Origin of the sequence: Mesorhizobium sp. M1328 (genome assembly GCF_040318075.1) — a bacterium.
Lineage (GTDB): Bacteria > Pseudomonadota > Alphaproteobacteria > Rhizobiales > Rhizobiaceae > Mesorhizobium.
Window position 1 is genome coordinate 1 of record NZ_JAMYLO010000009.1, and the last position, 26,548, is coordinate 26,548.

The following is a 26,548-nucleotide window of genomic DNA, read 5'->3' on the forward strand; positions in this document are numbered from 1 at the left end:
GTCGGGTCATCCGATGCTGGCCTCCACTCCAGCCAGCATCTTGAATCACAAAACAGATAAATCTGGAATCCCCTTTGATTCCGTCAAAGGGGGAACCGCTCTAAAGCACGTCGCGTTCGACCTGCCTCATGCGACACGCTTTAGGTTCTTGTTTTGACGCATGTCGTCATCGCAAAACCGCTGCACACCTTGCGCGACATGCATTAACTATCGAGCAGCGCCTGCAGAGTCTCGATGCGGTCGGCTTCGGCCGCCGGCTTGTCCCAGCGCAGCCGCGAAATGCGCGGAAAGCGCATGGCAACGCCGGATTTGTGCCGCGTCGAGCGGTTGAGCCCTTCGAAGGCTACCTCAAGCACCAGCCCGTTCCTGCGGTCGGCACGCACCGAGCGGACCGGGCCGAAGCGCTCGATCGTGTTGTCGCGGACATATTTGTCGATTTGCCTCAGTTCCTCGTCGGTGAAGCCGAAATAGGCTTTTCCCACCGGCACCAGCTCCTCCGATCCTTCCGGCCCGGACCAGACGCCGAATGTGTAGTCGGAATAGAAGCTCGAGCGCTTGCCGTGGCCGCGCTGGGCATACATCAGCACCGCGTCGACCGTGTGCGGATCGCGCTTCCATTTGAACCACGGACCCTTCGGCCGCCCGGCCACATAAGGCGAATCCCAGCGCTTCAGCATGACGCCTTCGATGACCGGATGCAGCGGCTTGCGGCGCAATTCCTCCAGCGCCTGCCAGTCGGTGAATTCGACCAGTGGTGAGATATCGAAGCGACTCGGATCGAGTGTCCTCACGAAGGCCTCAAGCCGGCCGCGCCGTTCGCGGAAGGGCAATCCCCGCACATCCTCGTCACCAATCTGCAGCGCATCGTAGCAGCGCATGAAGGCCGGGTATTGCTGCTGGATCTTGGGTGACACGCTCTTGCGGTTCAGCCGCTGCTGCAGGTCCGAGAAGGTGCCCGTCGCCTGCCTGGGGTCACCGACCAGAAGCTCGCCGTCGAGGGCGCCGGAAAAATCCATCGCCTCGGCAAGGTCCGGAAAGGCGCCGGAGACATCGTCGCCGGTGCGCGAATAGAGCCGGCGAATGCCGCCTTCGCAAACCGCCTGGACGCGGATGCCGTCCCATTTCCATTCGGCCGCGTAGTCGGCCGGGTCGAGCTTTTCGAGATCGCCGTCACCGACGGCATTCGACAGCATCACTGGCCTGAACAGCGCCAGCGCCGTTTTCCTGGGTTTTTCCGCCTTGCCCTCCAGCCAGGCGAACAGCGCCGTATAAGGCGGCGTCAGCCCGTGCCAGAGTTCCTCGATCTCGGCGATATCGACCTTACCGAAATCGGCCAGCGCCTGCTTGGCCAGCCGCGCCGAGACGCCGATGCGCAGGCCGCCGGTGACCAGCTTTATGATGGCGAAGCGCGCCGAAGTGCTGGCGCTGTCGAGCAGCCGGGCCAGCACTTGCGGCCCGTCGGAACGGCTCGCCGCCTGCAGCTTGGCCACCACCTCGGCCAGCGTCGGCTCGTGGTTCGCAATATCGACCGGCGCTTGCGGCCAGACCAGCGACACGGTCTCGGCCAGATCGCCGACATAGTCGTAGGAATAGCCGAACAGCACCGGATCCATGCGCTCGATCACCAGCGTGCGCAGCATCGCCGGCTTGACCGCGGCGATGGACAGATCGCCGGTGATGGCCGCCAGCGCCAGCCCGCGATCCGGATCCTCGACGCTGCGGAAATAGTCGGTCAAAAGCGTCAGCTTGCCATTGCGCGACGGCGTCAGGACGAGACGGTCGAGAAGCTCGGCGAAGCGGTTCATGGGAGGGGCGCCAACAGGATAGGTTTGCGCTCTGTCACACCCCAGAGGGGGGTGTGAAGGATCGCGGCGCCCGCGATTGGTGGTTCAACAATTGCCATCAATCGCCCTCGTCCTCATAACCGACGAGATGCAGTGGCCTGGCGGCGATGCCTTCGAGTTCGCACCAGCGCACCAGCGCCTCCTCGCGGCCATGCGTTACCCAGATTTCTTCCGCGCCGGTCTCCTTGATCGTCGCCGTCAGTTCGTCCCAGTCGGAGTGATCGGAGATGATCAGCGGCAGCTCGACGCCGCCCTGCTTGGCGCGCTGGCGAATGCGCATCCAGCCTGAGGCGAAGCACGACATCGGATCGGGAAAACGCCGCGCCCAGCGATCGGCGAAGGCGGATGGCGGGCCGACGACGATGGCGCCGGCAAAGTCGCTTTTTTGGCCGGTCTCGACGGTCGCCGGTTCCAATGTGCCGAGATCGATATTTTGGCTCTGGTAATACTCGCTGAGCTTGGCCAGCGCGCCATGGATGTAGATCGGCTTTTCGTAGCCGGCATCGCGCAGCAGGCGCATGACGCGCTGCGCCTTGCCGAGCGCATAGGCGCCGACCAGATGCGTGCGCTCGGGAAACTGCTCGGTCGATCTCAGCAGCCGGGCGATCTCTTCGCTATCGGGCGGATGGCGGAACACCGGCAGGCCGAACGTCGCTTCGGTGATGAAGACGTCGCATTTGAGCGGCTCGAACGGCTCGCAGGTCGCGTCCTTCTGGCGTTTATAGTCGCCGGACGCGACGATGCACGTACCTTGATGCGCCACCTTGATCTGCGCCGAGCCCAGCACATGGCCGGCCGGGTGAAAGCTGACGGCCACACCGCCAAGCGCAATCGTCTCGCCGAGCACCGCGGCTTGCGTCGTTCCGGCAAAACCTTCGCCGTAACGCAGGCCCATAATGTCGAGCGTCTGCTGCGTCGCCATCACCGAGCGGTGGCCGGAGCGGGCATGGTCGGAATGGCCATGCGTGATCAGCGCCCGGTTGACCGGCCGCACCGGGTCAATGAAGAAATCGCCGGGCGGGCAATACAGCCCTTCCGGCCGGGGATGAAGCAGGTCGCTGGCGCGCATGGCCCCAAGATAGGCGCTAATTCCGGCGCGGGAAGCCTTTTGTAAGTCACTGCTGACTCCAGCATAGAGCGCAAGCCGGCTGCAACACCCGGCGGAACTCGATCACAATGAAACCGCTCCAGACCTCGTCCGGCGATTTGACCGCCGACCGCCGCGCCGACTATGCCGAAATGCTCTATGCATCCGGCGATCATGCGGCAGCGGCGGAATTGCTGCTCGGCGCGCTCGAACTGGCGCCGCAATGGGCAGCCGGCTGGTTCCGCCTCGGCGAGATGCAGGAGACGGCGGGCGCGCCCGATCTCGCCGCGCAGGCCTGGACGACGGCACTGCGGCTCGACCCGGCGGACAGGCTCGGCGCGGTGCTCAAGCTGCAATTGATCGGCAGGACAGCGGCGGCCCAGGCGCCGCCCAGCGCCTTTGTCGAGACGCTGTACGACCACTATGCCGGGAGCTTCGAGGGTGAGCTGGTCGACAGGCTCGGCTATCGTCTGCCCGAATGCCTCGACCGCGCCATCCGGGCAGCACGGGCGGGCCGGTTTTCGCTGGTGCTCGATCTCGGCTGCGGCACCGGCCTCATGGGCCAGAAGCTGCGGCCGATAGCGGATCGGCTGGAGGGTTACGACATCTCGGCCGGCATGCTGAGGCAGGCGCGCGCCAAGGGTGTCTACGATCTGCTCGTCAAGGCGGACCTGCAGGAGTTTTCCTATTCTGGCCCGAAAGCCGATCTGGTTACGGCGGCCGATGTGTTCATCTATGTCGGCGCACTCGACAAGGTGGTGAATAAGATTGCCGGAATGCTTGCCGGCGGCGGTTTGTTTGCGTTCTCCGTCGAGACGCTCGCCGGCGGCGACTCGTCTGGCAGCGGCGATTTCGCCTTGCTGCCGTCCCGCCGCTACGCGCATTCGCAAAGCTATGTAGAGCGGGTTCTGGACGCCAACGGCTTTTCGGTCCTGTCGCTGCAGGCAACGATTATCCGGCAGGATCGCCGCGAACCGGTCGAAGGGCTGGCCGTAGTGGCAAGCTTGCTTTCCGGCAGCGTAAAATCTGGCTAAGACTCCTGCCGCTGCGCAGGAGCGCGGCAGCTGCGAAAGACAAGGAGCACGTTCATGCGCTGGAACATGATGGTCTTGGCGTCTTGCCTGGCGATGGCCGGCTGCGTCGGCAATTCGATGTCCGAACGGCAGGACGAAAACGTCCAGTCCTCGCTGCTATATGACAAGGTGCCTTGCGATCAATTGCTGGCGCAACGAAACGGCCTGGCGCAGCAATATCATTTGCCGGTGGACGCCAAGCCGTCCTTCTCCAACCCGGCGACGGGCTTTGGCCCGTTCACGCCGGACACGCGCTCAAAAGCCAAGCGTGACGCCGACCAGGCAAGCGGCAAGATCGACGCCATGAACCGGTCGATCAGCCGCCGCGAATGCGGCAAGCCGGCCAAACAGAACAAGTTCGGCCTGACCTGACCGGATCCTAATCCGCCACCTTCCATTGCTCCCGCGAGGCGCTGGCGGGATAGACGCCGAGTATGCGCATCTCGCGCGAGAAAAACCGCAACTCGTCGAGTGCCAGCTTCACCAGCGGATCGTCGGGATGGCCCTCTATGTCGGCGTAGAACAGCGTCGCTGTAAACGCACCGAGCTGGTAGCTTTCCAGCTTGGTCATGTTGATGCCGTTGGTGGCGAATCCGCCCATCGCCTTGTAGAGCGCCGCCGGCACGTTGCGGACGCGGAAGATGAAGGTCGTCATCATCCTGGCGTCGGCCGAGGGGCGTTCGGCCCATTGCTTGTTCTTAGTCAGCACGACGAAGCGGGTGACGTTGCTGTCGGTGTCCTCGACATTCTCCTCGATGATGTCGAGCCCGTAGAGCGTCGAGGCCAGCGCCGGCGCCAGCGCGGCCATGGTGCGGTCCTTCATCGCGGCGACCATCTTGGCGGCGCCCGCGGTGTCGCCGGCAACCGTCGCCTTCCAGCCGTTCTTGCGGATGTATTTGCGGCATTGGCCGAGCGCGTGGATGTGGCTGTGCACGGTCCTGATCTCGTCGCGCCTGACGCCGGGCAGCACCATCAGCTGGAAGTGGATCGGCAGGAAATATTCGCCGATGATGTGCAGCTTCGATTCCGGCAAGAGGTGATGGATGTCGGCGACGCGGCCGGCAATGGTGTTCTCGATCGGGATCATGGCCAGATCGGCCTTGCCGGTCTCGACCGCGTTGAAGGCGTCCTCGAAGGTCGGGCACGGCAACGGCTCCATCGACGGGAACATGTTGCGGCAGGCGGTGTCGGAATTGGCGCCCGGCTCGCCCTGGAAGGATATTTTGTTGGTCTTTTCAGGCATGCGCAGAGTCTCGGGAATTGGGGAAGAATTTCTTAGTTGGAAAGGAGCGCCCTGGCGCGTTCGAGATCGTCCGGCGTATCGACGCCAAGCGGCACCGACTGCACGATCTCCGCATCGATGCGCATGCCGGCCTCCAGCGCCCGCAATTGCTCCAGCCGCTCGCGGCGCTCCAGCGGCGACGGCCTCAGCGCAACGAAGCGTTCGAGTGCGGCGCGGCGATAGGCATAGAGGCCGATATGATGGTAGAGCGGGCCTTCGCCCCAGGGCGCGGTGGCGCGGGTGAAATAGAGCGCCCTGAGCCGTGTCGCCGAGAGTGGCGAGCCGACCAGCTTGACGACATTCGGATTGGTCTTTTCCTCGTCGCGGACGATCTCGACGCAGAGCGTGGCGATATCGACCGCAGCGTCCTCGAAAGGCTTCAGCGCGGCGCCGATAATAAGGGGGTCGATAGTCGGCAGATCGCCCTGCACATTGACGATCGTCTCGACGCTGTTGCCAGGGTCGAGAATGGTCAGCGCTTCGAAGATGCGGTCGGAACCGGTTTCGTGGTCCGCCCGCGTCATCACCGCCTCGAAATCATGCGCGCGCACCGCCTCCGCAACGCCTTGCGTATCGGTGGCGACGACCACCCGGCCGAGCCCCGCTTCGGCGGCGCGGCGGGCGACGTGGACGATCATTGGAGTGCCGGCAATGTCGGCCAGCGGCTTGCCCGGCAGGCGGGTCGAGGCCATGCGGGCCGGGATCAGGATGAGCGTGGACATGAGGCGGGCAGGGGCTCGAAAAAGAGGAGGACAAAAGTGGCAAAAGGTCTCACTGGCAGCGCCCTTATAGGTGTTGCAACGCCGGAGCAAAAGACCTAGTTTCCGCGCGATTTGACCGCCTCGCAGGGTGGTTCACGATACCGACGGACGGAGTGGACGGATCGGTCCGCCGGAAAAGGGAGCCTGGGGCGTATGGATTCCAACGAAGTCAACAAGCTGCTCGCCGCTTTCCTCGGCACCGTGTTCATTGTCTTTTCCGTTGGCATCGTGTCCGACGCGCTGTTTGCCTCTCCAGCGCCGGAAAAGCCCGGCTTCGCCATCGAGGCGACCGAGCCCGCCGAAGGCGGCCCGGCCGCTCCCGCCGCGGAGGCCAAGCCGATCGCCGAGCTGCTGACCACCGCCAACGCCGAAGCCGGCGCCGCCATCTTCAAGAAATGCCAGGCGTGTCATTCCGGCGAAAAGGGCGGCCCCAACAAGGTCGGGCCCGATCTGTGGGACATCATCGACCGTCCGGTCGCCGAGCATGAGGGCTTTGCCTATTCTGCCGGCATGAAAGAGTTCTCCAAGGGCGGCAGCGAGAAGTGGACCTACGACAACCTGAACCACTTCATCACCTCGCCGAAGAAGTTCGTGAAGGGCACGGCGATGGGCTTCGCCGGCCTGCCGAAAGATGAGGACCGCGCCAACGTCATCGCCTATCTGCGCACGCTGTCGGACAATCCGAAGCCGCTGCCGGCACCCGGCGCCTCGGCCGAGAACGCGCCCGCCAAGCCGGCCGAAGGTGCAGCCCCTGCCAAGCCGGCAGAAGGCGCGGCGCCAGCCGCTCCGGCCGCACCCGCAAAATAACAAAACTGTAATGACATAATCCTTGAAAAAGCCGGGTTCAGCCCGGCTTTTTCGTTAGGAAAAATGCATATGCGACGACAAAGCCGCTCGGTTGCGGTTTTCAGCGGCGCCAAATGATCTAGATTGGGCCCAGACGCTATGGTGACGGCGCTATATCGCGAAGGGGAGAACGCATGACGGTTGGCCGAGCGCGGACGCTTCTGAAATCGGTGCTGATGCTGGCTGCTTTTGCCGGCGGCCTGCAGGCGGCCTTCGCGGACGAATGGCGCACGACCTCGTCGCTGATCGGCGAATCCAAATACGGCGACAATTTCAAACACTACGATTATGTCAATCCAGATGCACCAAAGGGCGGCACGCTGAATTCGGTGGCGCCCGGCACGTTTGACAGCTTCAATCCCTACATCGTCCAGGGTTCTGCCGCCGCTGGCTTCGTCCCTTTTGGCGGCGGTCTGCTCTACGACACGCTAATGGAGCAGGCGACCGACGAAGGCAGCACCAGCCATTCGCTGGTCGCTGAAGCCTATAAATATCCGGCCGATTATTCCTCGGCGACCTACCGGCTCGATCCGCGGGCGAAGTGGCATGACGGTCAGCCGATTACCGTCGACGACGTGATCTGGTCGTTCCAGGTGCTAAAGGCCAACAGCCCGCAATATAGCCGTTATTTCGAGAACGTTACCGATGCGGTCGCAATCTCCGATCGAGAGGTCGAGTTCCATTTCAGCCAGAAGGGCAATCGCGAACTGCCCAAGATTCTCGGCGATCTCGTCGTACTGCCCAAGCACTGGTGGGAAGGCAATGACGCCAACGGCAAGAAGCGCGACGTCACCCGGCCGACGCTGGAGCCGCCGCTGGGTTCGGCCGCCTACAAGATCGCCAGCTTCAAGCCAGGTTCGGAAATTGTATGGCAGCGCGTGCCTGACTATTGGGCCGCCAAGTTGCCGGTGAAGATCGGCCGAGAGAATTTCGACACGAAGCGGTACACCTACATCCTCGATGAGAATGCAGCTTGGCAGGCATTCACCAAGGGAGGGCTTGAGGACATCAACGCGGAAAACAGCTCCAGACGCTGGTCGACGGCGTATAACTTTCCCGCGATCAAGCAAGGCGACGTCATCAAGAGGGAGTTCAAGACCGAGTCGCCCGAGCCGATGCAGGGTTTCGCGCTTAATCTGCGACGTCCGCAGTTTCAGGATCGACGCATACGCGAGGCGTTGACCGACGTGCTCGATTTCGAAAGCATGAATCGTACGCTGTTCTTCGGTCTTAACACCCGCACGAGCAGCTATTTCCAGGGCACCGACCTGGCGTCCAGCGGCCTGCCGAAAGGCAAGGAGCTGGAGATTCTCGAGCAATATCGTGACAAGCTGCCGCCTGAAGTGTTCACCGAGGAATTCAAACTGCCGGTCTACGACACGCCGCAGGCGGAGCGTAAATACCTGAAGTCCGCGGTCGACCTGTTCGCCAAGGCTGGTTGGGTCATCAAGGGCGGCAAAATGGTCAATGCCCAAACGGGCCAGCAATTCAAGCTGGAGATCCTGGGACGGGACCCGACAGACGAAGTCATCGCAAATCCCTACGTCGATAATTTGCGAAAGATCGGTATTGATGCCGCACTTCGCATTGTTGACCCCAGTCAATATGTGAACCGCACCCGCAGCTTCGACTTCGACATGGTGACGGGGATCTTCCCACAGTCGGATTCGCCCGGCAACGAGCAACGCGACTTCTGGAGTTCAAAAGCCGCCGACGCACCTGGCTCACGCAATCTGATGGGCATTAAGGATCCGATTGTCGACGCGCTGGTCGACCGCGTTATCTACGCCACCGACCGCGACGATCTGGTTGCTGCCACCCATGCGCTCGACCGAGTTCTATTATGGAACTACTATGTCGTGCCGCAATGGCATAGGCCGGTGGTCTGGCTGGCCTACTGGAACAAGTTCGGCATGCCTGAAAAGCAGCCTGCCTATTTAGGCGTGGACACGGATTCCTGGTGGATCGATCCGGACAAGGAAAAGGCGCTGGCGGCCAAATACAAGAGTGGCAATTGATGGCGGCGCTGCCCCGTCGCTACTTCCTCGCCCTGGGCGGTGCCGCCGCGGCAGCTGCATGGCTGCCCGGCCGGGCTTTCGCCACGATCCCGACCGGCGTGAAACTGCACGGCCTGTCCGCCTTCGGCGATCTCAAATACGCGCCGGATTTCAAGCATTTCGACTATGTCAACCCGGACGCTCCCAAGGGCGGCCGGATGAATTTCGCCCCGCCGAACGCTACCTTCAATCAAAGCTTCCTGACTTTCAACACGTTGAACTCGCTGGTGTTGAAGGGGGATTCGCCGCCGCGCACCGAGCTCTGTTTCGATTCGCTGATGACAAGCGCACTTGACGAGCCGGATGCGGTCTACGGCCTGCTTGCCGAATCCGTTACCTTGTCGCAGGACCGCAATGGCTTCCGCTTCAGCCTGCGGCCACAAGCCCGCTTCCATGACGGCTCGCCGCTAACCGCGGAGGACGTTGCCTTCGCATTGAACCTCTACAAAGAGCGCGGACATCCGAATCTTTCCCAACCGCTGCGGCATATGACGGATGCGGTCGCAATCGATCCGCTTACAGTCAGCCTTGCCTTCAACGGCCAACAGTCCGCGCAGAATATCCTCGCCATCGTTGTTATGCCGATCGTGTCGAAAGCCTTCTACACGGCCAACGATTTCGACGCCTCGACGTTAACCCCACCGCTTAGCTCCGGACCATACAGGGCGGGACGGGTCGCGGCCGGGCAGACTGTCGAATATGAACGCGTCGCCGATTATTGGGGCCGCGATCTGGCCGTGAACCGCGGGCTTAATAATTTCGACCGCATCCGCATCGATTTCTATCTTGATCGCCAGGCAGCGTTTGAAGCTTTCAAGAAAGGGGACACGCATTTTCGCGAAGAATTCACATCGCGGGTGTGGGCGACCGGTTACGACTTTCCAGCGCTGAAGGATGGCAGGGTCATCAAACGGGAATTTCCCGGCGAGAAATCGCCCTCCATGCAGGCTGTCGCGCTGAACCAGCGCCGTCCACAATTCCGCGACATACGCGTGAGACGGGCAATCGCCTATTGCTTCGACTTCGAATGGACCAGGCGGGTGCTGTTTTTCGGCGCCTACGAGCGTTCGCAATCGAACTTCGAACGATCGGATTACAAGGCCGAGGGCCTACCCTCGCCCCAGGAACTGAAACTGCTGGAGCCATTTCGAGCCGAGTTGCCGCCGGAGACCTTTGGCGAACCGGTGATGCAACCCGTCTCCGACGGTTCTGGCCATGACCGTAAGTTGCTGCGCGAGGCTTCGAGGCTGCTTGCCGAAGCCGGCTGGAAGCGAGCGGGCAATTTCGTCGTCAACGATAAAGGCGAGCGGCTGCGGGTGGAAATGCTGGCCGAGGACGAGGGCCTGGTTCGCATGTTGGCGCCCTGGTCCGAGAATATGAAGGCGATTGGCATCGACGCTTCGGTCCGGCAGGTCGATTCGACGCAATTTGAAGCGCGGCAGAGCAATTTCGACTTCGACTTCAACATGCTCGCATGGTTGATCGGGGCGACGCCCACCACCGACGGTTTAGAGATCCTCTATGCTTCGCGGATGGCGAAAACGCCGGGGATGCGCAACTATCCAGGTACGGAAAGCAAAGCCATCGACGCGCTGATCGAGGCAGCCGGCAAGGCGCAGACCCGCATCGAACTCGTCACCGCGCTCAATGCCCTCGATCGGGTCTTGCGCGCGCGGCTCGACTGGATTCCAACATATTATCAGGCGAATCACCGAGCGGCCTATTGGGACATGTTCGGCTTTCCCGCTCAGAAGCCGGATTACGGCTTTCCGGTCGAGACGTTGTGGTGGTTCGACAAAGACAAGGCGGCACAGATTGGCAAAGCCTGAGATTTTCGCACAAGCGAGGCAGAGAGCCTGATGGGCGCCTATATACTGCGCCGCATCCTGTTGATGATCCCGACCCTGTTCGGCATCATGGCGGTGTCATTTGCCGTCATCCAGTTTGCTCCGGGCGGGCCGGTCGAGCAGGTCATCGCCAGGCTGACCAACCAGGGCGGCAGCGATCGCCTCGGCGGCGGCGGGGGTGATGCCGGCGGCGCCAATTTCGATGTGGCCGGCGACGTCGGCTCGAAATATCGCGGTGCGCAAGGGCTCGATCCGGAATTCATCAAGAAGCTGGAGAAACAGTTCGGCTTCGACAAGCCGCCGCTCGAGCGCTTCGGCATGATGCTGTGGAACTATCTCCGTTTCGATTTCGGCGACAGCTATTTCCGCGACATATCGGTGCTCGACCTGATCCTGGAAAAGATGCCGGTGTCGATCTCGATCGGGCTGTGGATCACGCTTTTGTCCTATTTGATCTCGATCCCGCTCGGCATCCGCAAGGCAGTCAAGGACGGCTCCACCTTCGATGTCTGGACCAGCGGCGTCGTCATCGTCGGCTACGCCATTCCGGGTTTCCTGTTCGGCATATTGCTGATGGTGCTGTTTGCCGGCGGCTCGTTCTGGGACTGGTTTCCGTTGCGCGGAATCACCTCGGACAATTGGGACCAATTGTCATGGCCGGCGCGGATCGGCGACTATTTCTGGCACATGACCTTGCCGTTGACGGCGCTGGTGCTGTCGGCCTTCGCCACGACGACGCTTTTGACCAAGAATTCCTTCCTCGAGGAAATCCGCAAGCAATATGTGGTCACCGCCCGCGCCAAGGGCCTGTCGGAACGGCGGGTGCTCTACGGCCACGTCTTTCGCAACGCCATGCTGATCGTCATCGCCGGCTTCCCCGGTGCCTTCATCTCGGCGTTCTTCACCGGTTCGCTGCTGATCGAGAACATCTTTTCGCTCGATGGGCTCGGCCTGCTCGGCTTCAACTCGGTGGTGCAGCGCGACTATCCGGTGGTCTTCGCCAATCTCTACATCTTCTCGCTGCTTGGCCTGTTCGTCGGGCTGTTGTCCGACCTGATCTACACCTGGGTCGATCCGCGCATCGATTTCGAGCGGAGAGACGTCTGATGGCGCAGGCCACAGCCGAAACGGCGCCGGCACGGATCGCGCGGCCCTTTCTGTCGCCGCTCAACCAGCGGCGCCTGCAGAACTTCAAGTCCAACCGGCGCGGCTACTGGTCGTTGTGGATCTTCCTGTTCCTGTTCGTGCTGTCGCTGGGTTCGGAACTGGTCGCCAACGACAAGCCGATCATCGCCTCCTACAAGGGCGAGATCCTGTTTCCGGTCCTGGTCGCCTATCCCGAGGAGAAGTTCGGCGGCTTCTATGCGGTCACCGACTACCGCGACCCGGTCATCCAGGACGAGATCAATGCCAATGGCTGGATGATCTGGCCGCCGGTGCGCTACTCCTACCAGACCGTCAACAACTCCATTCCAGAGGCAGCACCGACCAAGCCGTCCTGGCTCTACGACAAGAAAACGCGCTGCAACCAGTATCCGAAAGGCGAGGCGGACCCCAATTGCATCGTCGGCAACTGGAACTGGCTCGGCACCGACGACCAGGCCCGCGACGTGCTGGCGCGCGTCATCTACGGGTTCAGGGTCTCGGTGCTGTTCGGCCTGATCCTGACCGCCGGCTCGGCGCTGATCGGTGTGGCGGCCGGCGCCTTGCAGGGCTATTTCGGCGGCTGGACCGACCTTCTGTTCCAGCGCTTCATCGAGATTTGGTCGGCCATCCCGGTGCTGTATCTGCTCTTGATCGTTGCTGCCATCCTGCCGCCCGGCTTCTTCATCCTGCTCGGGCTGATGCTGCTGTTTTCCTGGGTGGCACTGGTCGGCGTGGTCCGGGCCGAGTTCCTGCGCGCCCGCAACTTCGAATATGTCAATGCGGCGCGCGCGCTCGGCGTGTCCAACGTCACCATCATGTTCCGGCATCTGCTGCCCAACGCCATGGTGGCGACGCTGACCTTCCTGCCCTTCCTGCTCAGCGGCTCGATCTCGACGCTGACCTCGCTCGACTATCTCGGCTTCGGCCTGCCGCCCGGCGCCGCCTCGCTCGGCGAGCTGTTGAAGCAGGCGCAGCGCAATCTCAACGCGCCATGGCTCGGCATTTCCGGCTTCGTCGTCATCTCGCTGATGCTGTCGCTGTTGGTCTTCGTCGGCGAGGCCACGCGCGACGCCTTCGATCCGCGCAAGACGTTCAGATGAGGGCGATGCGGGCTGGCATTCGGCATGTTATATTCCCGAGAATGGCAATCCGGACAAAAGCGGACGTATCCTCAAGGCGTTGGGGAAGGAAAGGGTTATGAATAGGGTCATCCTTGAACACTACCCGGCATCGAAGCTCCCGGATGAACTGCGAAAAGGCATAGCTCCGAGCGCTTCGGTCAAAGTGACAGTGGAAGAGGAGGCCAACAGGCCTCTTGGCCGCGAACAATTGCTTGAACTCATGCGGAATGCTCAGGCCAACGCGCCGGGAACAAGCCTCGACGAGGCTGTCGCGCGTGTTCGTGCCCTCCGCGATGAGTGGGAGGATTGATGGCTGCAGTCCGGATTTATGTCGATACCAATATTTTCATCTATGCCTTTGAAAACAACGATGCGCTTGCAAAAAAACTGCTTCAGGTCATTTCACTGAACGGGGGCAGAAAGCAGCCTTTCCTGACGACGAGTGAGATCGTCCTCGCAGAGTTGATGGTCGATCCCTTGAGAAAGAACAATGAGCGACTGATCGAACTCTACGACAATATATCAATCGGCAACGCCTTCATCTCAATTGGGGCGGTAACTCGCGAGGTTCTCTGGCACGCAGCACAGTTGCGTTCGGAATTCGTTTCCTTGAGATTACCGGACGCGATCCATCTCTCCACAGCGATGCACTTCGGCTGCACCCAATTTCTGACTGCGGATACGAGATTGAAAGAGACCTATTCTATCGCGCCAAATCGTCTCGTTCCCCCTCAAATGGCAGCCAAAATTTCGATCATACGACCGGAAATTTCCGCCTTGGACAGGGTTGTCGCGGAAATTGAGCCATGACCGCCTCTCTCCTTTCCGTACAAGACCTCAGCGTCGCCTTCACGCAAGGCGGCGACCAGTCGATCGCCGTCGACCATATCTCCTTCGACCTCGCCAAGGGCGAGACGGTCGCGCTGGTCGGCGAGTCCGGCTCCGGCAAGTCGGTCACCGCGCTGTCGGTGCTGAAGTTGCTGCCCTATCCGACCGCCAGCCACCCGTCGGGAAAGATCCTGTTCCTCGGCGCCGACCTGCTTGCCGCCGACGAGAAGGACCTGCGCCGGGTGCGCGGCAACAAGATCACCATGATCTTCCAGGAACCGATGACGTCGCTCAACCCGCTGCATACGATCGAGCAGCAGATCGTCGAGGTGCTAAAGCTGCACCAGGGCCTGGGGGACCGCAAAGCCAAGGCGCGCACGCTGGAACTTCTGCACGAGGTCGGCATCCGCGAACCGGAGAAACGGCTCGACGCCTATCCGCACCAGCTTTCCGGCGGCCAGCGCCAGCGCGTCATGATCGCCATGGCGCTGGCCAATGAGCCTGAACTCTTGATCGCCGACGAGCCGACGACGGCGCTCGACGTCACCGTCCAGGCGCAGATCCTCGAACTGCTCGCCGGCCTGAAAAGCCGCAAGAACATGTCGATGCTGTTCATCACCCACGATCTCGGCATCGTCAGGAAGATCGCCGACCGGGTCTGCGTGATGACCAAGGGCAAGATCGTCGAGACCGGCCCGACCAAGGAGATATTCGCCAATCCGCAGCACGCCTACACGCGGCATCTGCTTGCCGCCGAGCCGAAAGGCAAGCCGCCGGCGGCCAACCAAACCGCCAAGCCGGTGATGGTCGGCAAGGAGGTCAAGGTCTGGTTTCCGATCAAGAAGGGCTTCTTCCGGCGCACCGTCGACAATGTGAAGGCGGTCGACGGCATCGACGTCACGGTGCGGGCCGGCCAGACGCTTGGCGTCGTCGGCGAATCCGGTTCCGGCAAGACGACGCTCGGCCTGGCGCTGGCCAGGATGATCTCGTCGACCGGGACCATCCAGTTCAACGGACGCGGCATCGATCAGCTGTCCTTCAACGAAATGCGGCCGCTGCGGCGCGAGCTGCAGATCGTCTTCCAGGATCCGTTCGGTTCGCTCAGCCCGCGTATGTCGGTCGCCGAGATCATCGAGGAAGGGTTGAAGATCCACGAGCCGAAACTGTCGCCCGATGCGCGCGACGAGCGTGTCGTCGACGTGCTGAAGGAAGTCGGCCTCGATCCGGCGACGCGCAACCGCTATCCGCACGAATTCTCCGGCGGCCAGCGCCAGCGCGTCGCAATCGCGCGCGCCATGGTGCTCAACCCGCGCTTCGTCATGCTGGACGAGCCGACCTCGGCGCTCGACATGAGCGTGCAGGCGCAGGTCGTCGACCTCTTGCGCAGCCTGCAGGCCAAGCATGACCTCGCCTACCTCTTCATCAGCCACGATCTGAGGGTCATCCGCGCGCTGGCCAACGAAGTCATCGTCATGCGCAATGGCAGGATCGTCGAGGCCGGCCCTTCCGAACAGATTTTTGGCAACCCGCGGACCGACTATACAAAGGCGTTGATCTCGGCCGCCTTCAAGATCGAAACGGCGCCGGTCGGCATCGTCAGCGAGTAGATTTTCGCCAGAGATCATGCACAAAATCAAAACGCTGCCGCGCCCTTGCACGTTGGGACGCGAACGCTGTTGGTAAAAAGGGATAAACAATCCGCAATGGAAAAAGGCCGCATACTGCTTGCCCTCACCGGTATTCATCCGCTGCGCTGGCGCGAACTGCTGTCGGCGGAACGCGAAGTGGTGCTCGAGCCGAATGGCGCCGGCGATCCCTCGATCACCTATGCGGTGGTGTGGAAACAGCGGCCGAACCTGTTGTCGTCGCTGCCCAATCTGCGGGCCATCTTCTCGATCGGCGCCGGCGTCGACCACATTTTCGCCGATCCCACCTTGCCCGACGTACCGGTCGTCAAGGTGGTGGCCGACAACCTGACCCAGTACATGACCGAATACGTCGTCTGGCGGGTGCTCGACCACCATCGCCAGGGCATGCTCTACCGCGCCCAGCAGCAGAAGAAGATCTGGCACGAACCGCAGCAGCGGCCGGCCAGCGACATCTCGGTCGGCATTATGGGGCTCGGCACGCTTGGCCGCGCGGCGGCATCGGTGCTGTTGTCACTCGGCTTTCCCGTTAATGGCTGGTCGCGCAGCGACCGGCCGATGCAAGGTGTCTCGACTTACGCGGGCGAGGCCGGCCTGATCCCGTTCCTAAACGCCACCGACATCCTGGTGGTGCTTCTGCCGCTGACGCCACAGACGCACGGCATCATCAATTACGGCGTGCTGAAGGAGCTGCGCAAGCGCAACGGGCTCGGCGGCTCGGTGCTGATCAATGCCGGGCGCGGCAGGCTGCAGAAGGACGCCGACATTTTGCGCGCGCTGGACGACGGCACGCTGAAGGAAGCCAGCCTCGACGTGTTCGAGGTCGAGCCGCTGCCGAAGACCAGCCCGCTATGGAGCCATCCGAAAGTGTTCGTGACGCCGCATGCGGCGGCGACCTCCGATCCGGTCCACCTGGCGCCGATCATGCTGCGCCAGATGGACGCCTTCGAGCGCGGCGAAGCGCTGGAAAATGTGGTGGATCGCGACGCGGGGTATTGATTTTCTAGAGCGCCGCTTTCCAGTCTCAGCCCCAGCCAAGCGGCACGTAGTCGATCTCCATAAACGCCGCGACCTCCGGGATCCAGCGGTCGCGGACGAAGGCGACGTGGTCGGGATGGTCGTTATAGCCGGAATAGGCCCGCTGGTCGGCGAACTCCATCGAGAAGCCGAAGCGGTAGTCGTTCTTGGGGCTGACCTGCCGCAACTGCTCGAAATGCGTGACGCCCTTTATCGCCGTGAGGATCCTCTTGGCGTCGGCGAGGAACCTTTTTTCCTCGAGCGAATGCGGCGGGTGTTTTAGCGTGAACACGACGGTGTGACGGATCATTTTCTGCTCCTGCGATGTCGATCCTGCTATGCGCTGTCGGCCCAGGCGCGGATCAGGTTATAGGCGATCGCCCCCTTCGGCGGCGTCACCAGGCCGCCCGGATGCTCGCGGGCCAGCATCGAGAGCACCTCGTCGCGAAAGAACCAGCGGCAATCTTCCAACTCGTTGAGGTCGGGCTGGATATCGTCGTTGAGCGGTTCGCCGAAGCAGCCGATCATCAGCGAATAGGGGAACGGCCAAGGCTGGCTGGCGTGGTAGACGACGCGGCCAAGCCGGATGCCGGCTTCCTCCAGCGTTTCGCGGCGCACCGCCGCCTCGATCGTCTCGCCCGGCTCGATGAAACCGGCGAGCGCCGAATACATACCGGGCCCGAAGTGCCGGCCGCGGCCGAGCAGGCATTTTTCGGGCGTTGCCGTCAGCATGATCGCCACCGGGTCGGTGCGCGGAAAGTGCTCGGTGCCGCAGGCCGGGCAACGCCGCTTGTAACCGCCCGCCCGCATCTCGGCTTCGGTGCCGCATTTGCTGCAGAAGCGATGGCTGGCATGCCAGGCGAGCAGCGCCGCCCCTTGCGCCAGCGCGCCGGCCGCCGCTTCGTCGATCAGCCCCTGCATATAGACCGAGCGATAGTCGATCGCCTTGATCGCCTCGGGAAGCTGCTCGGGCTCGACCCCGGCCGGCACCGCCAGCACCGGGCCGCTTTCGGAAAAGCCGAGCAGGACGCCGTTTTCGAGCGATGCTTCGAGCGGCCGGCTTTCGGCCGCTCCGAACCAGGGGTCGAATGCGCCTTGCGCAAGCTTCAAATAGAGCCGGCCGCCACGCATCAGCAAAAGCCGCGCCGAGGGATCGGCGAGCGCCTTTTCGACGGAATCATCGGCGCGGTTTTCGGACTGCCGGTCGATAATGTTGCCGGCGAAGCCGACGAACTGGCTCGGCTCGCGCAAGGGCGCGTCAAACAGGCGAAAGCTCATGCAGACTCGGGAAGGTTCAAGGTGGACACGGGAGAGGCTTATAGCGCTGCCTTGATCTTTTCCGCAAACTTGCGAAGGTCGGAGCGCTGATAGGGCTCACGCAGGCCGTGCCCCCACACCGGGCCGGGCCAGCCGGGATCGCCTTCCGAGCGCGCAATGACGTGTACATGCAACTGTCGCACGATGTTGCCGAGTGCGCCGGTGTTGATCTTGGTGCAGCCGGTCACGCGCTTCAGCGCCAGCGCCACCATGTTGGTCTCGAAGGTCAGCATCGCCTGGTCGAGCGGCGTCATATCGTGGATTTCCTCGATGCCCGGCCGCTGCGGCACCAGCAGCAGCCATGGCCAGCGGCGGTCGTTCATGACGCGCAATTCGCACAGGCCGAGCCACATCAGCTGTTCGCTGTCGGCTTCCAGCTGGGCGTCAAGCGTGAATCCGGCCTTGAGGCCCGGCAGCATCGGCGTTTCCCTCACTTTTGACGTTTTTTGAACTCCATCGACGCTAGAGCGGCTTCCGAAGGGCCGCAAGGGGCAGCAAGCAACATTGGCCGTCGTGGCGCTTATTGTGCGCGAAGAAGTGAGGGCCCGGGCAAATTGCATCAGGTTGGGCGCTGCCCCGCCGAGGTCGACAATTTTGATCACGGCCACATTTTGTTCTTGCTTTGTGCCGGCAGCTATGCTACTAATCTCGCTATGGTGATTATTCGCACCAACGACCCGCCCGCCGAGGCGGGTTTTTGGTTTCAGCTGTCGTCGTCGCTCACGACCTCTATCATCCGCACTTGCATTTCATCGCCGGATTGCCGATATGGAGGCTGGGAGGTTGGTGGTGGACGGTCCACTCGCCAACCGGGTCAGGTCCGGAAGGAAGCAGCCCTAACGAGCCCGGAACGGGTCATTGTTCCAGCCTCCCGCCTCTTCGCCTTTTGCCCCGACATTGACGGCGCCAAGCCGTGCGGGCGAAACTATGCGCAGGAATCGGCCGCCTCCAGTGGCAGCCCTTGGAGCTTAACGGGCGAATGAGCGAAGCCGGAAACGAGGCCGGGAAATTGGACAAGCCTGCCGCCTATCGCGTGCTGGCGCGCAAATACCGACCGTCGAATTTCTCCGAGCTGATCGGCCAGGAGCCGATGGTCCGCACGTTGACCAATGCCTTTGCCACCGGCCGCATCGCCCAGGCCTGGATGCTGACCGGCGTGCGCGGCGTCGGCAAGACGACGACCGCGCGCATCCTCGCGCGGGCCCTGAACTACAAAACACCGACGGTCGACCAGCCTTCCGTCGACCTTGCTGTGCTCGGCGAGCATTGCCAGGCGATCATGGAAGGCCGCCATGTCGACGTCATCGAGATGGACGCCGCCTCGCATACCGGAATCGACGACATCAGGGACATCATCGAACGTGTGCGCTACGCCCCGGTGTCGGCGCGCTACAAGGTCTACATCATCGACGAAGTGCACATGCTTTCCACCCAGGCCTTCAACGGCCTGCTGAAGACGCTGGAAGAGCCGCCGCCGCACGTCAAGTTCATCTTCGCCACCACCGAAATCCGCAAGGTGCCGATCACGGTCCTGTCGCGCTGCCAGCGTTTCGACCTCAGGCGCATCGATGCGGCGATGATCAAGGCCGACCTTGCCAGGATAGCCGGTCTGGAGGGTATCGAAGTCGAAGACGATGCGCTGGCGATGATCGCGCGCGCGGCCGAAGGCTCGATGCGCGATGCGCAGTCGATCCTCGACCAGGCGATCGCCCATGGCGGCGGCGCGGTCAGCGCCGAAGCGGTGCGTGCCATGCTCGGCCTCGCCGACCGTGCCCGCATCGTCGACCTGTTCGAACATGTCATGAAGGGCGACGTCGCCGCGGCACTTGCCGAATTCCGTGCGCAGTACGATACGGGCGCCGATCCTGCCGCTGTGCTGACCGACCTTGCCGAGTTCAACCATCTGGTCACCCGTCTGCGTTTCGTGCCGGCTGCCGTCGACGACGCCTCGCTGTCCGAGGACGAGCGCCGGCGCGGCGCCGATTTCGCCAGCACGCTGTCGGTCAAGGTGCTGTCGCGGACGTGGCAGATGCTCTTGAAAGGCATTCCCGAGGTGCAGACCTCCAACCGCCCGGTCAGCGCCGCCGAGATGGTGCTGATCCGGCTGGCCCATGCCGCCGACCTGCCGACGTTGGACGAGGCCCTGAAATCGCTGGAGAACGGCGGTACCCTGCTGGGCGCCGCGCCGCGCGTGAATGGCACGCCGGCAAGCCCCGGCCCTGCAAACCATGCGCCTGCAAGCGGTGGTGCCGGCGCCGTGGCGCAGGCGCGGATGCCGACGGCCAATGGCGGCGCGCAGACGATGCGCCTGATCGAGGCCGAGCCCGTGCCGACGAACTTCGTTGCTCCGCCGGAGCCGGCGGTCGAGGCGCCGCCGGTGCCGGTGAAATCGCTGGCAGACATTGTCGCCCTTGCCGACGCCCAGCGCGACATGGCCTTCAAGGTGCTGGTGAAGCGTTGCGTGCGCCTGGTGCGCATCGAGCCCGGCCGTATCGACGTCAGCCTGACCGACGATGCGCCGAAGATGCTGCTCAATGATTTGACCGCCAAGCTGCGCGCCTGGACCGGCCGGAACTGGCTGGTGTCGCTGTCGAGGGAGGAGGGCGGCCAGACGCTGGCAGAGATGGAATCGACAAAGCGCGAAAACGCCTTCCTCGATGCCAAGAGCGACCCGACGGTCGCCGCCATCCTGGCGCGCTTTCCCGGCGCCAAGATCATCGACGTGCGCATTCCCGACGCGCCGGAAGCCGATGCGGCCGAGGCCGAAATGCCGGTCGAGCCGCCGCCTGACGACGACGAAACCTGAACAACCAGCACCAACTGCAAAGGACAGTGCGATGAAAGATCTTCTTGGCCTGATGGGCAAGGCAAAGGAAATGCAGGCCAAGTTCCAGGCCATGCAGGATGAGATCGCCACGCTGGAAGCCACCGGGCAGGCCGGCGGCGGCCTGGTCAGCGTGACGCTGACCGGCAAATTCGAGATGAAGTCGCTGAAGATCGACCCGGCGCTGTTCAAGGAGGACGAGGTCGAGATTCTCGAGGACCTGCTGCTCGCTGCCCACAACGACGCCAGGACCAAGGTCGAGCAGACCATGCAGGAGAAGACCAAGGCGCTGACCGCGGGACTGCCGATCCCGCCGGGAATGAAGCTGCCGTTCTAAGGTGTGTTGATATTCAGGTGATGCCGGCCTGCAAACGGCGGCTTCCTGCGCTTCCGGTGCTCACGTACGAAAAGTACGCTCCGCTCCGGGTTCTCGGAAGCCACCATTTTCGGCTCGGCCTGACCTGAATCTCAGCACACCTCGAGCTGTGTTTACAGTTACCGCGTCGACTGAACCAATCTCTCCAGGCTTGGGCAAGCCCTCCTGCGGAGATTGCGGCGCCCCAAGGTCACGGCATGAATCCTTGGAACCATGCCGGCACCTGACCGAAGAGGGCAGCGATCCAACGCTCTTCGCCCGCCAGCTGTGTCTATTGGGCAACTCCCCACACTTAATAACGCTTTAGCCATCTTTTTGCCCGAAAGTGTCTCATTCTTGCCGCAACCAGGGGCGGGCTGGCAGCAGAATGAGGGGACGCCTGTTTGATCTCTACCCGATGGAAGACGCCGTTGCGGCTCGGCGTCGTTGTCTCGCCGCTGTTTTTGGCCGCTTGCAGTCAGACCGCCTCGCACGGCATGTCCAGCCTGACCGATGCCATTACGCCGGGTTTCCTGAGCTCGCGCTCCTACAATTCCACGCCCAAGGAGAAGGAGTGCCTGGAGCGGGCAATGTTCTTCGAGTCTAACCGGTCGAGCCGTGACGGCATGATTGCGGTCGGCACGGTGGTGATGAACCGGCTGCGGTCCGGCAAGCACGGCGACACCATCTGCGAAGTGGTTGGCGAGCGCGGCCAGTTCGCGCCGGGCGTCATGACACGGCCGATGAATTCGAAGGCGATGCCCGACGTCGAGGAAGCCGCCGAGGCGGTGCTCAAGGGCGAGCGCAAAGCCAAGCTGAAGAACACGATGTATTTCCACACCGCCGGCCTGCGCTTCCCCTACAAGAACATGCACTACACCATGGTCGCGGGCGGCAATGCCTTTTATGAAAAGCGCGGCCGCAACTGGCAGCCGCTGCCGGACGAGCCCGTGATTGCCATTGCCCAGGCCAAGCCGCAAGCGCCTGCCGCTCAGGCCATACTTGTCGCCTCGGCGGAGCCGGCACGCGAGGTCAAGCCGACATTCGCCAAGGCGACCTATGTGACCGCCGCTGCATCGCAGCCGGCAAAGCAGACAAGGGTGACTGCCGGAATGGCAACCGCGGAGAGGGCGACGGCGGAGAAGCCGATGCTTGTGGCGCTGCAAGAACCAATGCAGGAGCCCGATGCGGCCCGTTTTGGCGGAACCGTGAGCGAGCGGCCTGTCACCTCCTTCCAGGCCGCGCCGGCAGAGCCGACAATGTCATTCGAGGCGACGCCCGAGAACACCGACGCCATCGGCGCGATGATCGCCGGCCAGACCCGGCCGCTAGAAGACAACTGAGGCGGTCAACGTCGGCGCCGCCCCTCATCTGGCTGCCGCCATCTTCTCCCCGTATAGTGACGGGGAGCAGGACGCCTTTGCCAAGGATTTCGCCAATTTCCGGCGCTACAAAAAGGGTGCCGAGGTTGCGGTCAGCCCTTTCTCCCCGTCACTATACGTGGAGAAATGCCCGGCAGGGCAATGAGGGGCGGCGCAAACCCGGGCGATTGCCTCTTTGCGCGTTGAACAGCACGCGCCCCAGCAGTGTTCCAAAACCCGTTGAAAAATCATAGAGCCTGATCCATTCCGAAAGATCGGAATGGGGCTCTATCGTCTTGTTTGACCATGATCTTTTCCGAAAACCGGTTTCCACTTTTCGGGATCATGGTCTAAACCGGTGCGATGTCGAAGCGAATCGCCGGTCCCGAGATCGAACGCCTGATCCAGCTGCTGGCCAAGGTGCCGGGGCTCGGTCCGCGTTCGGCACGGCGCGCCGCGCTCCACCTCATCAAGAAGAAGGAGCAGCTGCTGGCGCCGCTCGCCGCCGCCATGGGCGAGGCGGTCGACAAGGTGCGCATCTGCTCGACCTGCGGCAATGTCGACACCTCAGATCCATGCATGATCTGCACCGACCCGCGCCGCGACCCCACCACGCTCATCGTCGTCGAGGACGTGGCCGACCTTTGGGCGCTGGAGCGGGCGACCGCCATGAACGTGCGTTACCATGTGCTCGGCGGTACGCTGTCGCCGCTCGACGGCATTGGCCCCGATGAGCTCAACATCCGCTCGCTGGTCGATCGCGTCGCCGGCGGCGAGGTCAAGGAAGTGATCCTCGCCGTCAATGCCACCGTCGAGGGCCAGACCACCGCACATTATCTCACCGACCAGCTTTCCGGCTTCGACATCAAGGTGACGCGCCTGGCGCACGGTGTTCCGGTCGGCGGCGAGCTCGATTATCTCGACGAAGGCACGCTGGCCGCCGCACTGCGCTCGCGGACGGCGTTTTGAGGCGAGCTGCGGGGAGGGTGCGAATGATGACTGCAAACTTGGCACTCCGTCCGCAGGAACCCAAACCTCTCCGATTGGCTCTGCTTTCCCTGTTTGCAGCCCTTATCGCCTTCCTCCTCGCCACCCCCGCCTCCGGGGCAAAGATCGACGACCAGTTCCGCGCCTGGCTTGGCAACAACCTCTGGCCCGAAGCCAAGGCCAAAGGTATCTCAAAGAAAACCTTCGATGCCGCCTTCGACGGCGTCAAGCCGAACCTCAAGCTGCCCGACCTGGTGAAGCCGGGCGAGAGGGCGACGACGCCGCAGAAGCAGCATCAGGCCGAGTTCGGTTCGCCCGGCGCCTATTTCGCCGAAAGGATAGTCCGAGCGGTGACCGCCGGCGGCCGCACCCGCGAGGCGGCCAACGCCAGCACGCTTGCCGCGATCGAGAAACGCTACGGCGTGCCTGGCGAAGTGCTGCTGGCGATCTGGGGCCGCGAGAGCGGCTTCGGTGCGGCAAAGCTGCCCTATGACGCCTTCGAGGTGCTGGGCACCAAGGCGTTCATGTCGACGAAGAAGGCGTTCTTCCGCACCGAGCTGCTGGCGGCGCTCGAGATTGTCGAGCGCGGGCTTGCCCCGGTCGACGCGATGAAATCGTCCTGGGCCGGCGCGCTTGGCCAGCCGCAGTTCATGCCGACATCGTTTCTGAAGCATGCCGTCGATTTCGACGGCGACGGCCGCACCGACATCTGGAATTCGACGCCCGACATACTGGCATCGATCGCCAATTATCTCGTGCATTATGGCTGGGTCAGGGGCCGCGGCTGGGGCTTCGAGGTGACGGTGCCGGACAGCGTCTCGTGCTCGCTCGAAGGTCCCGACCAGGGCAGGAAGATTTCGCAATGGGCTGATATGGGCATCAGGCGCGTGTCGGGCAAACCGTTTCCGGCGAGCGAACTGAAAGCCGAAGGTTTTCTTTTGATGCCGGCGGGACGCAGCGGCCCGGCCTTCATCGTCACCCCCAATTTCTATGTGCTGAAGCAGTATAACACCAGCGATCTCTATGCCCTGTTCATCGGCCATGGCGCCGATCGCATCGCCCATGGCGACAGCAATTTCTCGGGCAATTGGGGCGCGGTCGGCGGGCTCTACCGCTCCGACATCGCCGCCCTGCAGCGGGCGCTGGAGGCAAAGGGTTATGATGTCGGCAGCGCCGACGGCCTGCCCGGCTTCAAGACGCGCCGCTCGATCGGCAAATGGCAGGCCAGCAACGGCCGTTCCGCCACCTGCTTTCCCGACGCCGGCCTGGTTACCGCGCTGAAATAGCCGGGTTTTCGCACCGCCGGTCTGGCCCAATCAACCGTTCTGCAAATGCTCGTTGCCGCGCTCGAAACCGCCGGATATGGTGAGCCGGAACTGCACAAAAAATTGCCTAGACAACGGTCCGGGGATCACCGTTCGACGCGGCAAGAAATGCCACAACCCTGAGCCGGGAACTCAGGTCAACAAAAACAGGGAACAGTTAAAATGATGATGGAAAAGTTTGCTCTACGCTCCCGCTTCTTGCTCGCGGGCGCGGCAATGTCCGCGCTACTTCTGGCCGGTGCGCCTGCCTTCGCGGTCACGCCCGCCGACACGCTGGTCGAGGGTTTCGCCATCGACGACATCATCTCCATGGATCCGGGCGAGGCATTCGAATTGTCGACCGCCGAAATCACCGGCAACACCTATGATCTTCTGGTGCGCCTCGACCTCAGCGACACCTCCAAGGTCAAGGGCGATCTCGCGGAAAGCTGGAGCGTCTCCGACGATGGCCTGACCTACACATTCAAGCTCAAGCCCGGCCTCAAATTCGCTTCCGGCAATCCGATCACGGCGGCGGACGTCGCCTATTCGTTCGAGCGCGCCATCAAGCTCGACAAGAGCCCGGCCTTTATTATCGGCCAGTTCGGCATCGATGGCGGCAACGTCACCGAGAAGGCCAAGGCTGTTGATGATACGACGTTCCAGTTCACCGTCGACAAGGCCTATGCGCCGAGCTTCGTGCTGAACTGCCTGTCGGCGACGGTCGCCTCGGTCGTCGACGCCAAGCTGGTCAAGGAGCATGTCGCCGCGGTCACGCCGAGCGCCGATTACAAATGGGACAATGATTTCGGCAATGCCTGGCTGAAGACCGGCTATGCCGGCTCCGGTGCCTTCAAGCTGCGCGAATGGCGCGCCAACGAGGCCGTCGTCCTCGAGCGCAACGACAATTACAACGGTGAAAAGGCAAAGCTTGCGCGGGTCATCTATCGCAACATGAAGGAAAGCTCCGGCCAGCGTCTGGCGCTGGAAGCCGGCGACATCGACGTTGCCCGCAATCTCGAGCCGAACGACCTCGATGCGATCGCCAAGAATGCCGACCTCACCACCACCAGCGCACCGAAGGGCACGGTCTTTTATATCAGCCTCAACCAGAAGAACCCGAATCTCGCCAAGCCCGAGGTTCGCCAGGCCTTCAAATATCTGGTCGACTACGACGCCTTGAGCTCGACCATCCTCAAGGGGATCGGCGAGATCCACCAGACCTTCCTGCCCAAGGGCGTGCTCGGCGAACTGGACGAGAACCCGTTCAAGTTGGACGTCGCCAAGGCCAAGGAACTGCTTGCCAAGGCGGGTCTCGCCGACGGCTTCAGCGTCACCATGGACGTGCGCACCGGGCAGCCGACGACGGGCATGGCGGAATCCATCCAGCAGACGCTGGGACAGGCCGGCATCAAGCTGGAGATCATCCCCGGCGACGGCAAGCAGACGCTGACCAAATACCGCGCCCGCAACCACGACATCTATATCGGCCAGTGGGGCCAGGACTATTTCGACCCGAACTCCAACGCCCAGACCTTTGCCAGCAACCCCGACAATTCGGATGAAGGCAAGACCAAGACGCTGGCCTGGCGCAACGCCTGGGACATTCCGGACCTGACCAAGCAGACCGAAGCGGCTCTGCTCGAGAAGGACGCGGCCAAGCGCGCCGCAATGTACCAGGATCTCGAGAAGAAGATCCTCGATACCAGCCCGTTCGTCATCATCCACCAGCAGCTGGAAGTGGCCGGCCTGCGCAAGAACCTCAAGGGCTTTGCCCTCGGCCCGAGCTTCGACACCAACTTCGTCGGCCCCGTCTCGAAGGAGTGACGGCGGCGGACGCGCCGT

General features: G+C 62.6%; 24 protein-coding genes and 1 other RNA gene. 18 read left to right on the forward strand and 7 right to left on the reverse strand.

Translation table 11 applies throughout. The features are described 5' to 3' along the window. Positions 1–203 precede the first annotated feature (203 nt). Positions 204–1,805 (reverse strand): cisplatin damage response ATP-dependent DNA ligase, encoded by a 1,602-nt coding sequence (locus NKH23_RS17320; RefSeq protein WP_352721706.1) that lies wholly within the window; start codon positions 1,803–1,805, stop codon positions 204–206. Positions 1,806–1,902: 97 nt separating this feature from the next. Then, complete coding sequence (locus tag NKH23_RS17325) at positions 1,903–2,913, reverse strand: ligase-associated DNA damage response exonuclease (protein WP_352721707.1); 1,011 nt, start codon at positions 2,911–2,913, stop codon at positions 1,903–1,905. A 107-nt stretch (positions 2,914–3,020) separates the two neighbouring features. Here NKH23_RS17325 and NKH23_RS17330 point away from each other — a divergent pair, with 107 nt between their 5' ends. Beyond that, positions 3,021–3,965 carry a class I SAM-dependent DNA methyltransferase gene (locus NKH23_RS17330; protein ID WP_352721709.1) on the forward strand — a complete coding sequence of 315 codons (945 nt, stop codon included), beginning with the start codon at positions 3,021–3,023 and terminating at the stop codon, positions 3,963–3,965. Between the two features lie 54 nt (positions 3,966–4,019). Beyond that, on the forward strand, positions 4,020–4,376 hold the full coding sequence (locus NKH23_RS17335; protein WP_352721710.1) for a hypothetical protein: 357 nt from the start codon (positions 4,020–4,022) through the stop codon (positions 4,374–4,376). Positions 4,377–4,383: 7 nt separating this feature from the next. Here NKH23_RS17335 and NKH23_RS17340 read toward each other — a convergent pair whose 3' ends face one another. Beyond that, on the reverse strand, positions 4,384–5,247 hold the full coding sequence (locus NKH23_RS17340) for a prephenate dehydratase (protein WP_023717847.1): 864 nt from the start codon (positions 5,245–5,247) through the stop codon (positions 4,384–4,386). Between the two features lie 32 nt (positions 5,248–5,279). Beyond that, a complete protein-coding gene (locus tag NKH23_RS17345; protein WP_352721714.1) occupies positions 5,280–6,008 on the reverse strand; it encodes a 3-deoxy-manno-octulosonate cytidylyltransferase in 729 nt (242 codons plus the stop codon). A 192-nt stretch (positions 6,009–6,200) separates the two neighbouring features. Between NKH23_RS17345 and NKH23_RS17350 the strand changes: the two genes are divergently transcribed. The 9 genes from NKH23_RS17350 (at position 6,201) to NKH23_RS17390 (ending at position 16,537) form a co-directional block, all read left to right on the forward strand. After that, positions 6,201–6,854 (forward strand): c-type cytochrome, encoded by a 654-nt coding sequence (locus NKH23_RS17350; RefSeq protein ID WP_352467475.1) that lies wholly within the window; start codon positions 6,201–6,203, stop codon positions 6,852–6,854. Between the two features lie 173 nt (positions 6,855–7,027). Then, positions 7,028–8,911: an extracellular solute-binding protein gene (locus tag NKH23_RS17355; protein ID WP_352914387.1), complete on the forward strand. Its 1,884-nt coding sequence runs from the start codon at positions 7,028–7,030 to the stop codon at positions 8,909–8,911. Next, on the forward strand, positions 8,911–10,779 hold the full coding sequence (locus NKH23_RS17360; RefSeq protein ID WP_352914384.1) for an extracellular solute-binding protein: 1,869 nt from the start codon (positions 8,911–8,913) through the stop codon (positions 10,777–10,779). Before NKH23_RS17355 ends, NKH23_RS17360 begins: the two co-directional genes overlap by 1 nt. A gap of 30 nt (positions 10,780–10,809) precedes the next feature. Next, entirely contained in the window at positions 10,810–11,904 is a 1,095-nt protein-coding gene (locus NKH23_RS17365; protein WP_292662264.1) for a microcin C ABC transporter permease YejB, read from the forward strand. Beyond that, positions 11,904–13,043: an ABC transporter permease gene (locus NKH23_RS17370; RefSeq protein ID WP_292662261.1), complete on the forward strand. Its 1,140-nt coding sequence runs from the start codon at positions 11,904–11,906 to the stop codon at positions 13,041–13,043. Before NKH23_RS17365 ends, NKH23_RS17370 begins: the two co-directional genes overlap by 1 nt. A 97-nt stretch (positions 13,044–13,140) precedes the next feature. Continuing rightward, complete coding sequence (locus NKH23_RS17375) at positions 13,141–13,374, forward strand: hypothetical protein (protein ID WP_236379202.1); 234 nt, start codon at positions 13,141–13,143, stop codon at positions 13,372–13,374. Further along, positions 13,374–13,874 carry a type II toxin-antitoxin system VapC family toxin gene (locus tag NKH23_RS17380; RefSeq protein ID WP_352721718.1) on the forward strand — a complete coding sequence of 167 codons (501 nt, stop codon included), beginning with the start codon at positions 13,374–13,376 and terminating at the stop codon, positions 13,872–13,874. Before NKH23_RS17375 ends, NKH23_RS17380 begins: the two co-directional genes overlap by 1 nt. Beyond that, positions 13,871–15,499 carry an ABC transporter ATP-binding protein gene (locus tag NKH23_RS17385; RefSeq protein ID WP_352721720.1) on the forward strand — a complete coding sequence of 543 codons (1,629 nt, stop codon included), beginning with the start codon at positions 13,871–13,873 and terminating at the stop codon, positions 15,497–15,499. The genes NKH23_RS17380 and NKH23_RS17385 overlap by 4 nt, the downstream gene beginning before the upstream one ends. 96 nt (positions 15,500–15,595) lie before the next feature. Then, positions 15,596–16,537 (forward strand): 2-hydroxyacid dehydrogenase, encoded by a 942-nt coding sequence (locus NKH23_RS17390; RefSeq protein WP_352721722.1) that lies wholly within the window; start codon positions 15,596–15,598, stop codon positions 16,535–16,537. A 25-nt stretch (positions 16,538–16,562) separates the two neighbouring features. Here NKH23_RS17390 and NKH23_RS17395 read toward each other — a convergent pair whose 3' ends face one another. The 3 genes from NKH23_RS17395 to NKH23_RS17405 are packed head-to-tail and all read right to left on the reverse strand — an operon-like array spanning position 16,563 to position 18,291. Further along, on the reverse strand, positions 16,563–16,865 hold the full coding sequence (locus NKH23_RS17395) for a Dabb family protein (protein WP_292662251.1): 303 nt from the start codon (positions 16,863–16,865) through the stop codon (positions 16,563–16,565). Positions 16,866–16,891: 26 nt separating this feature from the next. Further along, on the reverse strand, positions 16,892–17,833 hold the full coding sequence (gene nudC, locus NKH23_RS17400; RefSeq protein ID WP_352721723.1) for an NAD(+) diphosphatase: 942 nt from the start codon (positions 17,831–17,833) through the stop codon (positions 16,892–16,894). A 38-nt stretch (positions 17,834–17,871) separates the two neighbouring features. Beyond that, positions 17,872–18,291: an HIT family protein gene (locus NKH23_RS17405; protein WP_023676868.1), complete on the reverse strand. Its 420-nt coding sequence runs from the start codon at positions 18,289–18,291 to the stop codon at positions 17,872–17,874. A gap of 359 nt (positions 18,292–18,650) precedes the next feature. Between NKH23_RS17405 and ffs the strand changes: the two genes are divergently transcribed. The 7 genes from ffs to NKH23_RS17440 all read left to right on the forward strand — a co-directional run bounded on the left by ffs (position 18,651) and on the right by NKH23_RS17440 (position 26,530). After that, an RNA gene (gene ffs, locus NKH23_RS17410) (signal recognition particle sRNA small type) lies at positions 18,651–18,747 on the forward strand. Between the two features lie 104 nt (positions 18,748–18,851). Then, entirely contained in the window at positions 18,852–20,678 is a 1,827-nt protein-coding gene (locus NKH23_RS17415; RefSeq protein WP_352721725.1) for a DNA polymerase III subunit gamma/tau, read from the forward strand. A gap of 31 nt (positions 20,679–20,709) precedes the next feature. Continuing rightward, positions 20,710–21,033 carry a YbaB/EbfC family nucleoid-associated protein gene (locus tag NKH23_RS17420; RefSeq protein WP_292662242.1) on the forward strand — a complete coding sequence of 108 codons (324 nt, stop codon included), beginning with the start codon at positions 20,710–20,712 and terminating at the stop codon, positions 21,031–21,033. 422 nt (positions 21,034–21,455) lie between these two features. After that, positions 21,456–22,394 (forward strand): cell wall hydrolase, encoded by a 939-nt coding sequence (locus NKH23_RS17425; RefSeq protein WP_352914379.1) that lies wholly within the window; start codon positions 21,456–21,458, stop codon positions 22,392–22,394. A 381-nt stretch (positions 22,395–22,775) separates the two neighbouring features. After that, positions 22,776–23,381: a recombination mediator RecR gene (gene recR / locus NKH23_RS17430; RefSeq protein ID WP_352493754.1), complete on the forward strand. Its 606-nt coding sequence runs from the start codon at positions 22,776–22,778 to the stop codon at positions 23,379–23,381. A 26-nt stretch (positions 23,382–23,407) separates the two neighbouring features. Next, positions 23,408–24,685, forward strand: coding sequence for a lytic murein transglycosylase (locus NKH23_RS17435; protein WP_502912361.1), 1,278 nt, complete (start codon positions 23,408–23,410; stop codon positions 24,683–24,685). A gap of 201 nt (positions 24,686–24,886) precedes the next feature. Continuing rightward, entirely contained in the window at positions 24,887–26,530 is a 1,644-nt protein-coding gene (locus NKH23_RS17440; RefSeq protein ID WP_352721731.1) for an ABC transporter substrate-binding protein, read from the forward strand. The last annotated feature ends 18 nt before the right edge of the window (positions 26,531–26,548 follow it).

Excerpts from the sequence above, each read along its gene's own strand:
- NKH23_RS17320 (WP_352721706.1), bottom strand. The coding sequence starts at position 1,805 with ATGAACCGCTTCGCCGAGCTTCTCGACCGTCTCGTCCTGACGCCGTCG.
- NKH23_RS17325 (WP_352721707.1), bottom strand. The coding sequence starts at position 2,913 with ATGCGCGCCAGCGACCTGCTTCATCCCCGGCCGGAAGGGCTGTATTGC.
- NKH23_RS17330 (WP_352721709.1), top strand. The coding sequence starts at position 3,021 with ATGAAACCGCTCCAGACCTCGTCCGGCGATTTGACCGCCGACCGCCGC.
- NKH23_RS17335 (WP_352721710.1), top strand. The coding sequence starts at position 4,020 with ATGCGCTGGAACATGATGGTCTTGGCGTCTTGCCTGGCGATGGCCGGC.
- NKH23_RS17340 (WP_023717847.1), bottom strand. The coding sequence starts at position 5,247 with ATGCCTGAAAAGACCAACAAAATATCCTTCCAGGGCGAGCCGGGCGCC.
- NKH23_RS17345 (WP_352721714.1), bottom strand. The coding sequence starts at position 6,008 with ATGTCCACGCTCATCCTGATCCCGGCCCGCATGGCCTCGACCCGCCTG.
- NKH23_RS17350 (WP_352467475.1), top strand. The coding sequence starts at position 6,201 with ATGGATTCCAACGAAGTCAACAAGCTGCTCGCCGCTTTCCTCGGCACC.
- NKH23_RS17355 (WP_352914387.1), top strand. The coding sequence starts at position 7,028 with ATGACGGTTGGCCGAGCGCGGACGCTTCTGAAATCGGTGCTGATGCTG.
- NKH23_RS17360 (WP_352914384.1), top strand. The coding sequence starts at position 8,911 with ATGGCGGCGCTGCCCCGTCGCTACTTCCTCGCCCTGGGCGGTGCCGCC.
- NKH23_RS17365 (WP_292662264.1), top strand. The coding sequence starts at position 10,810 with ATGGGCGCCTATATACTGCGCCGCATCCTGTTGATGATCCCGACCCTG.
- NKH23_RS17370 (WP_292662261.1), top strand. The coding sequence starts at position 11,904 with ATGGCGCAGGCCACAGCCGAAACGGCGCCGGCACGGATCGCGCGGCCC.
- NKH23_RS17375 (WP_236379202.1), top strand. The coding sequence starts at position 13,141 with ATGAATAGGGTCATCCTTGAACACTACCCGGCATCGAAGCTCCCGGAT.
- NKH23_RS17380 (WP_352721718.1), top strand. The coding sequence starts at position 13,374 with ATGGCTGCAGTCCGGATTTATGTCGATACCAATATTTTCATCTATGCC.
- NKH23_RS17385 (WP_352721720.1), top strand. The coding sequence starts at position 13,871 with ATGACCGCCTCTCTCCTTTCCGTACAAGACCTCAGCGTCGCCTTCACG.
- NKH23_RS17390 (WP_352721722.1), top strand. The coding sequence starts at position 15,596 with ATGGAAAAAGGCCGCATACTGCTTGCCCTCACCGGTATTCATCCGCTG.
- NKH23_RS17395 (WP_292662251.1), bottom strand. The coding sequence starts at position 16,865 with ATGATCCGTCACACCGTCGTGTTCACGCTAAAACACCCGCCGCATTCG.
- nudC (WP_352721723.1), bottom strand. The coding sequence starts at position 17,833 with ATGAGCTTTCGCCTGTTTGACGCGCCCTTGCGCGAGCCGAGCCAGTTC.
- NKH23_RS17405 (WP_023676868.1), bottom strand. The coding sequence starts at position 18,291 with ATGCTGCCGGGCCTCAAGGCCGGATTCACGCTTGACGCCCAGCTGGAA.
- NKH23_RS17415 (WP_352721725.1), top strand. The coding sequence starts at position 18,852 with ATGAGCGAAGCCGGAAACGAGGCCGGGAAATTGGACAAGCCTGCCGCC.
- NKH23_RS17420 (WP_292662242.1), top strand. The coding sequence starts at position 20,710 with ATGAAAGATCTTCTTGGCCTGATGGGCAAGGCAAAGGAAATGCAGGCC.
- recR (WP_352493754.1), top strand. The coding sequence starts at position 22,776 with ATGTCGAAGCGAATCGCCGGTCCCGAGATCGAACGCCTGATCCAGCTG.
- NKH23_RS17435 (WP_502912361.1), top strand. The coding sequence starts at position 23,408 with ATGACTGCAAACTTGGCACTCCGTCCGCAGGAACCCAAACCTCTCCGA.
- NKH23_RS17440 (WP_352721731.1), top strand. The coding sequence starts at position 24,887 with ATGATGATGGAAAAGTTTGCTCTACGCTCCCGCTTCTTGCTCGCGGGC.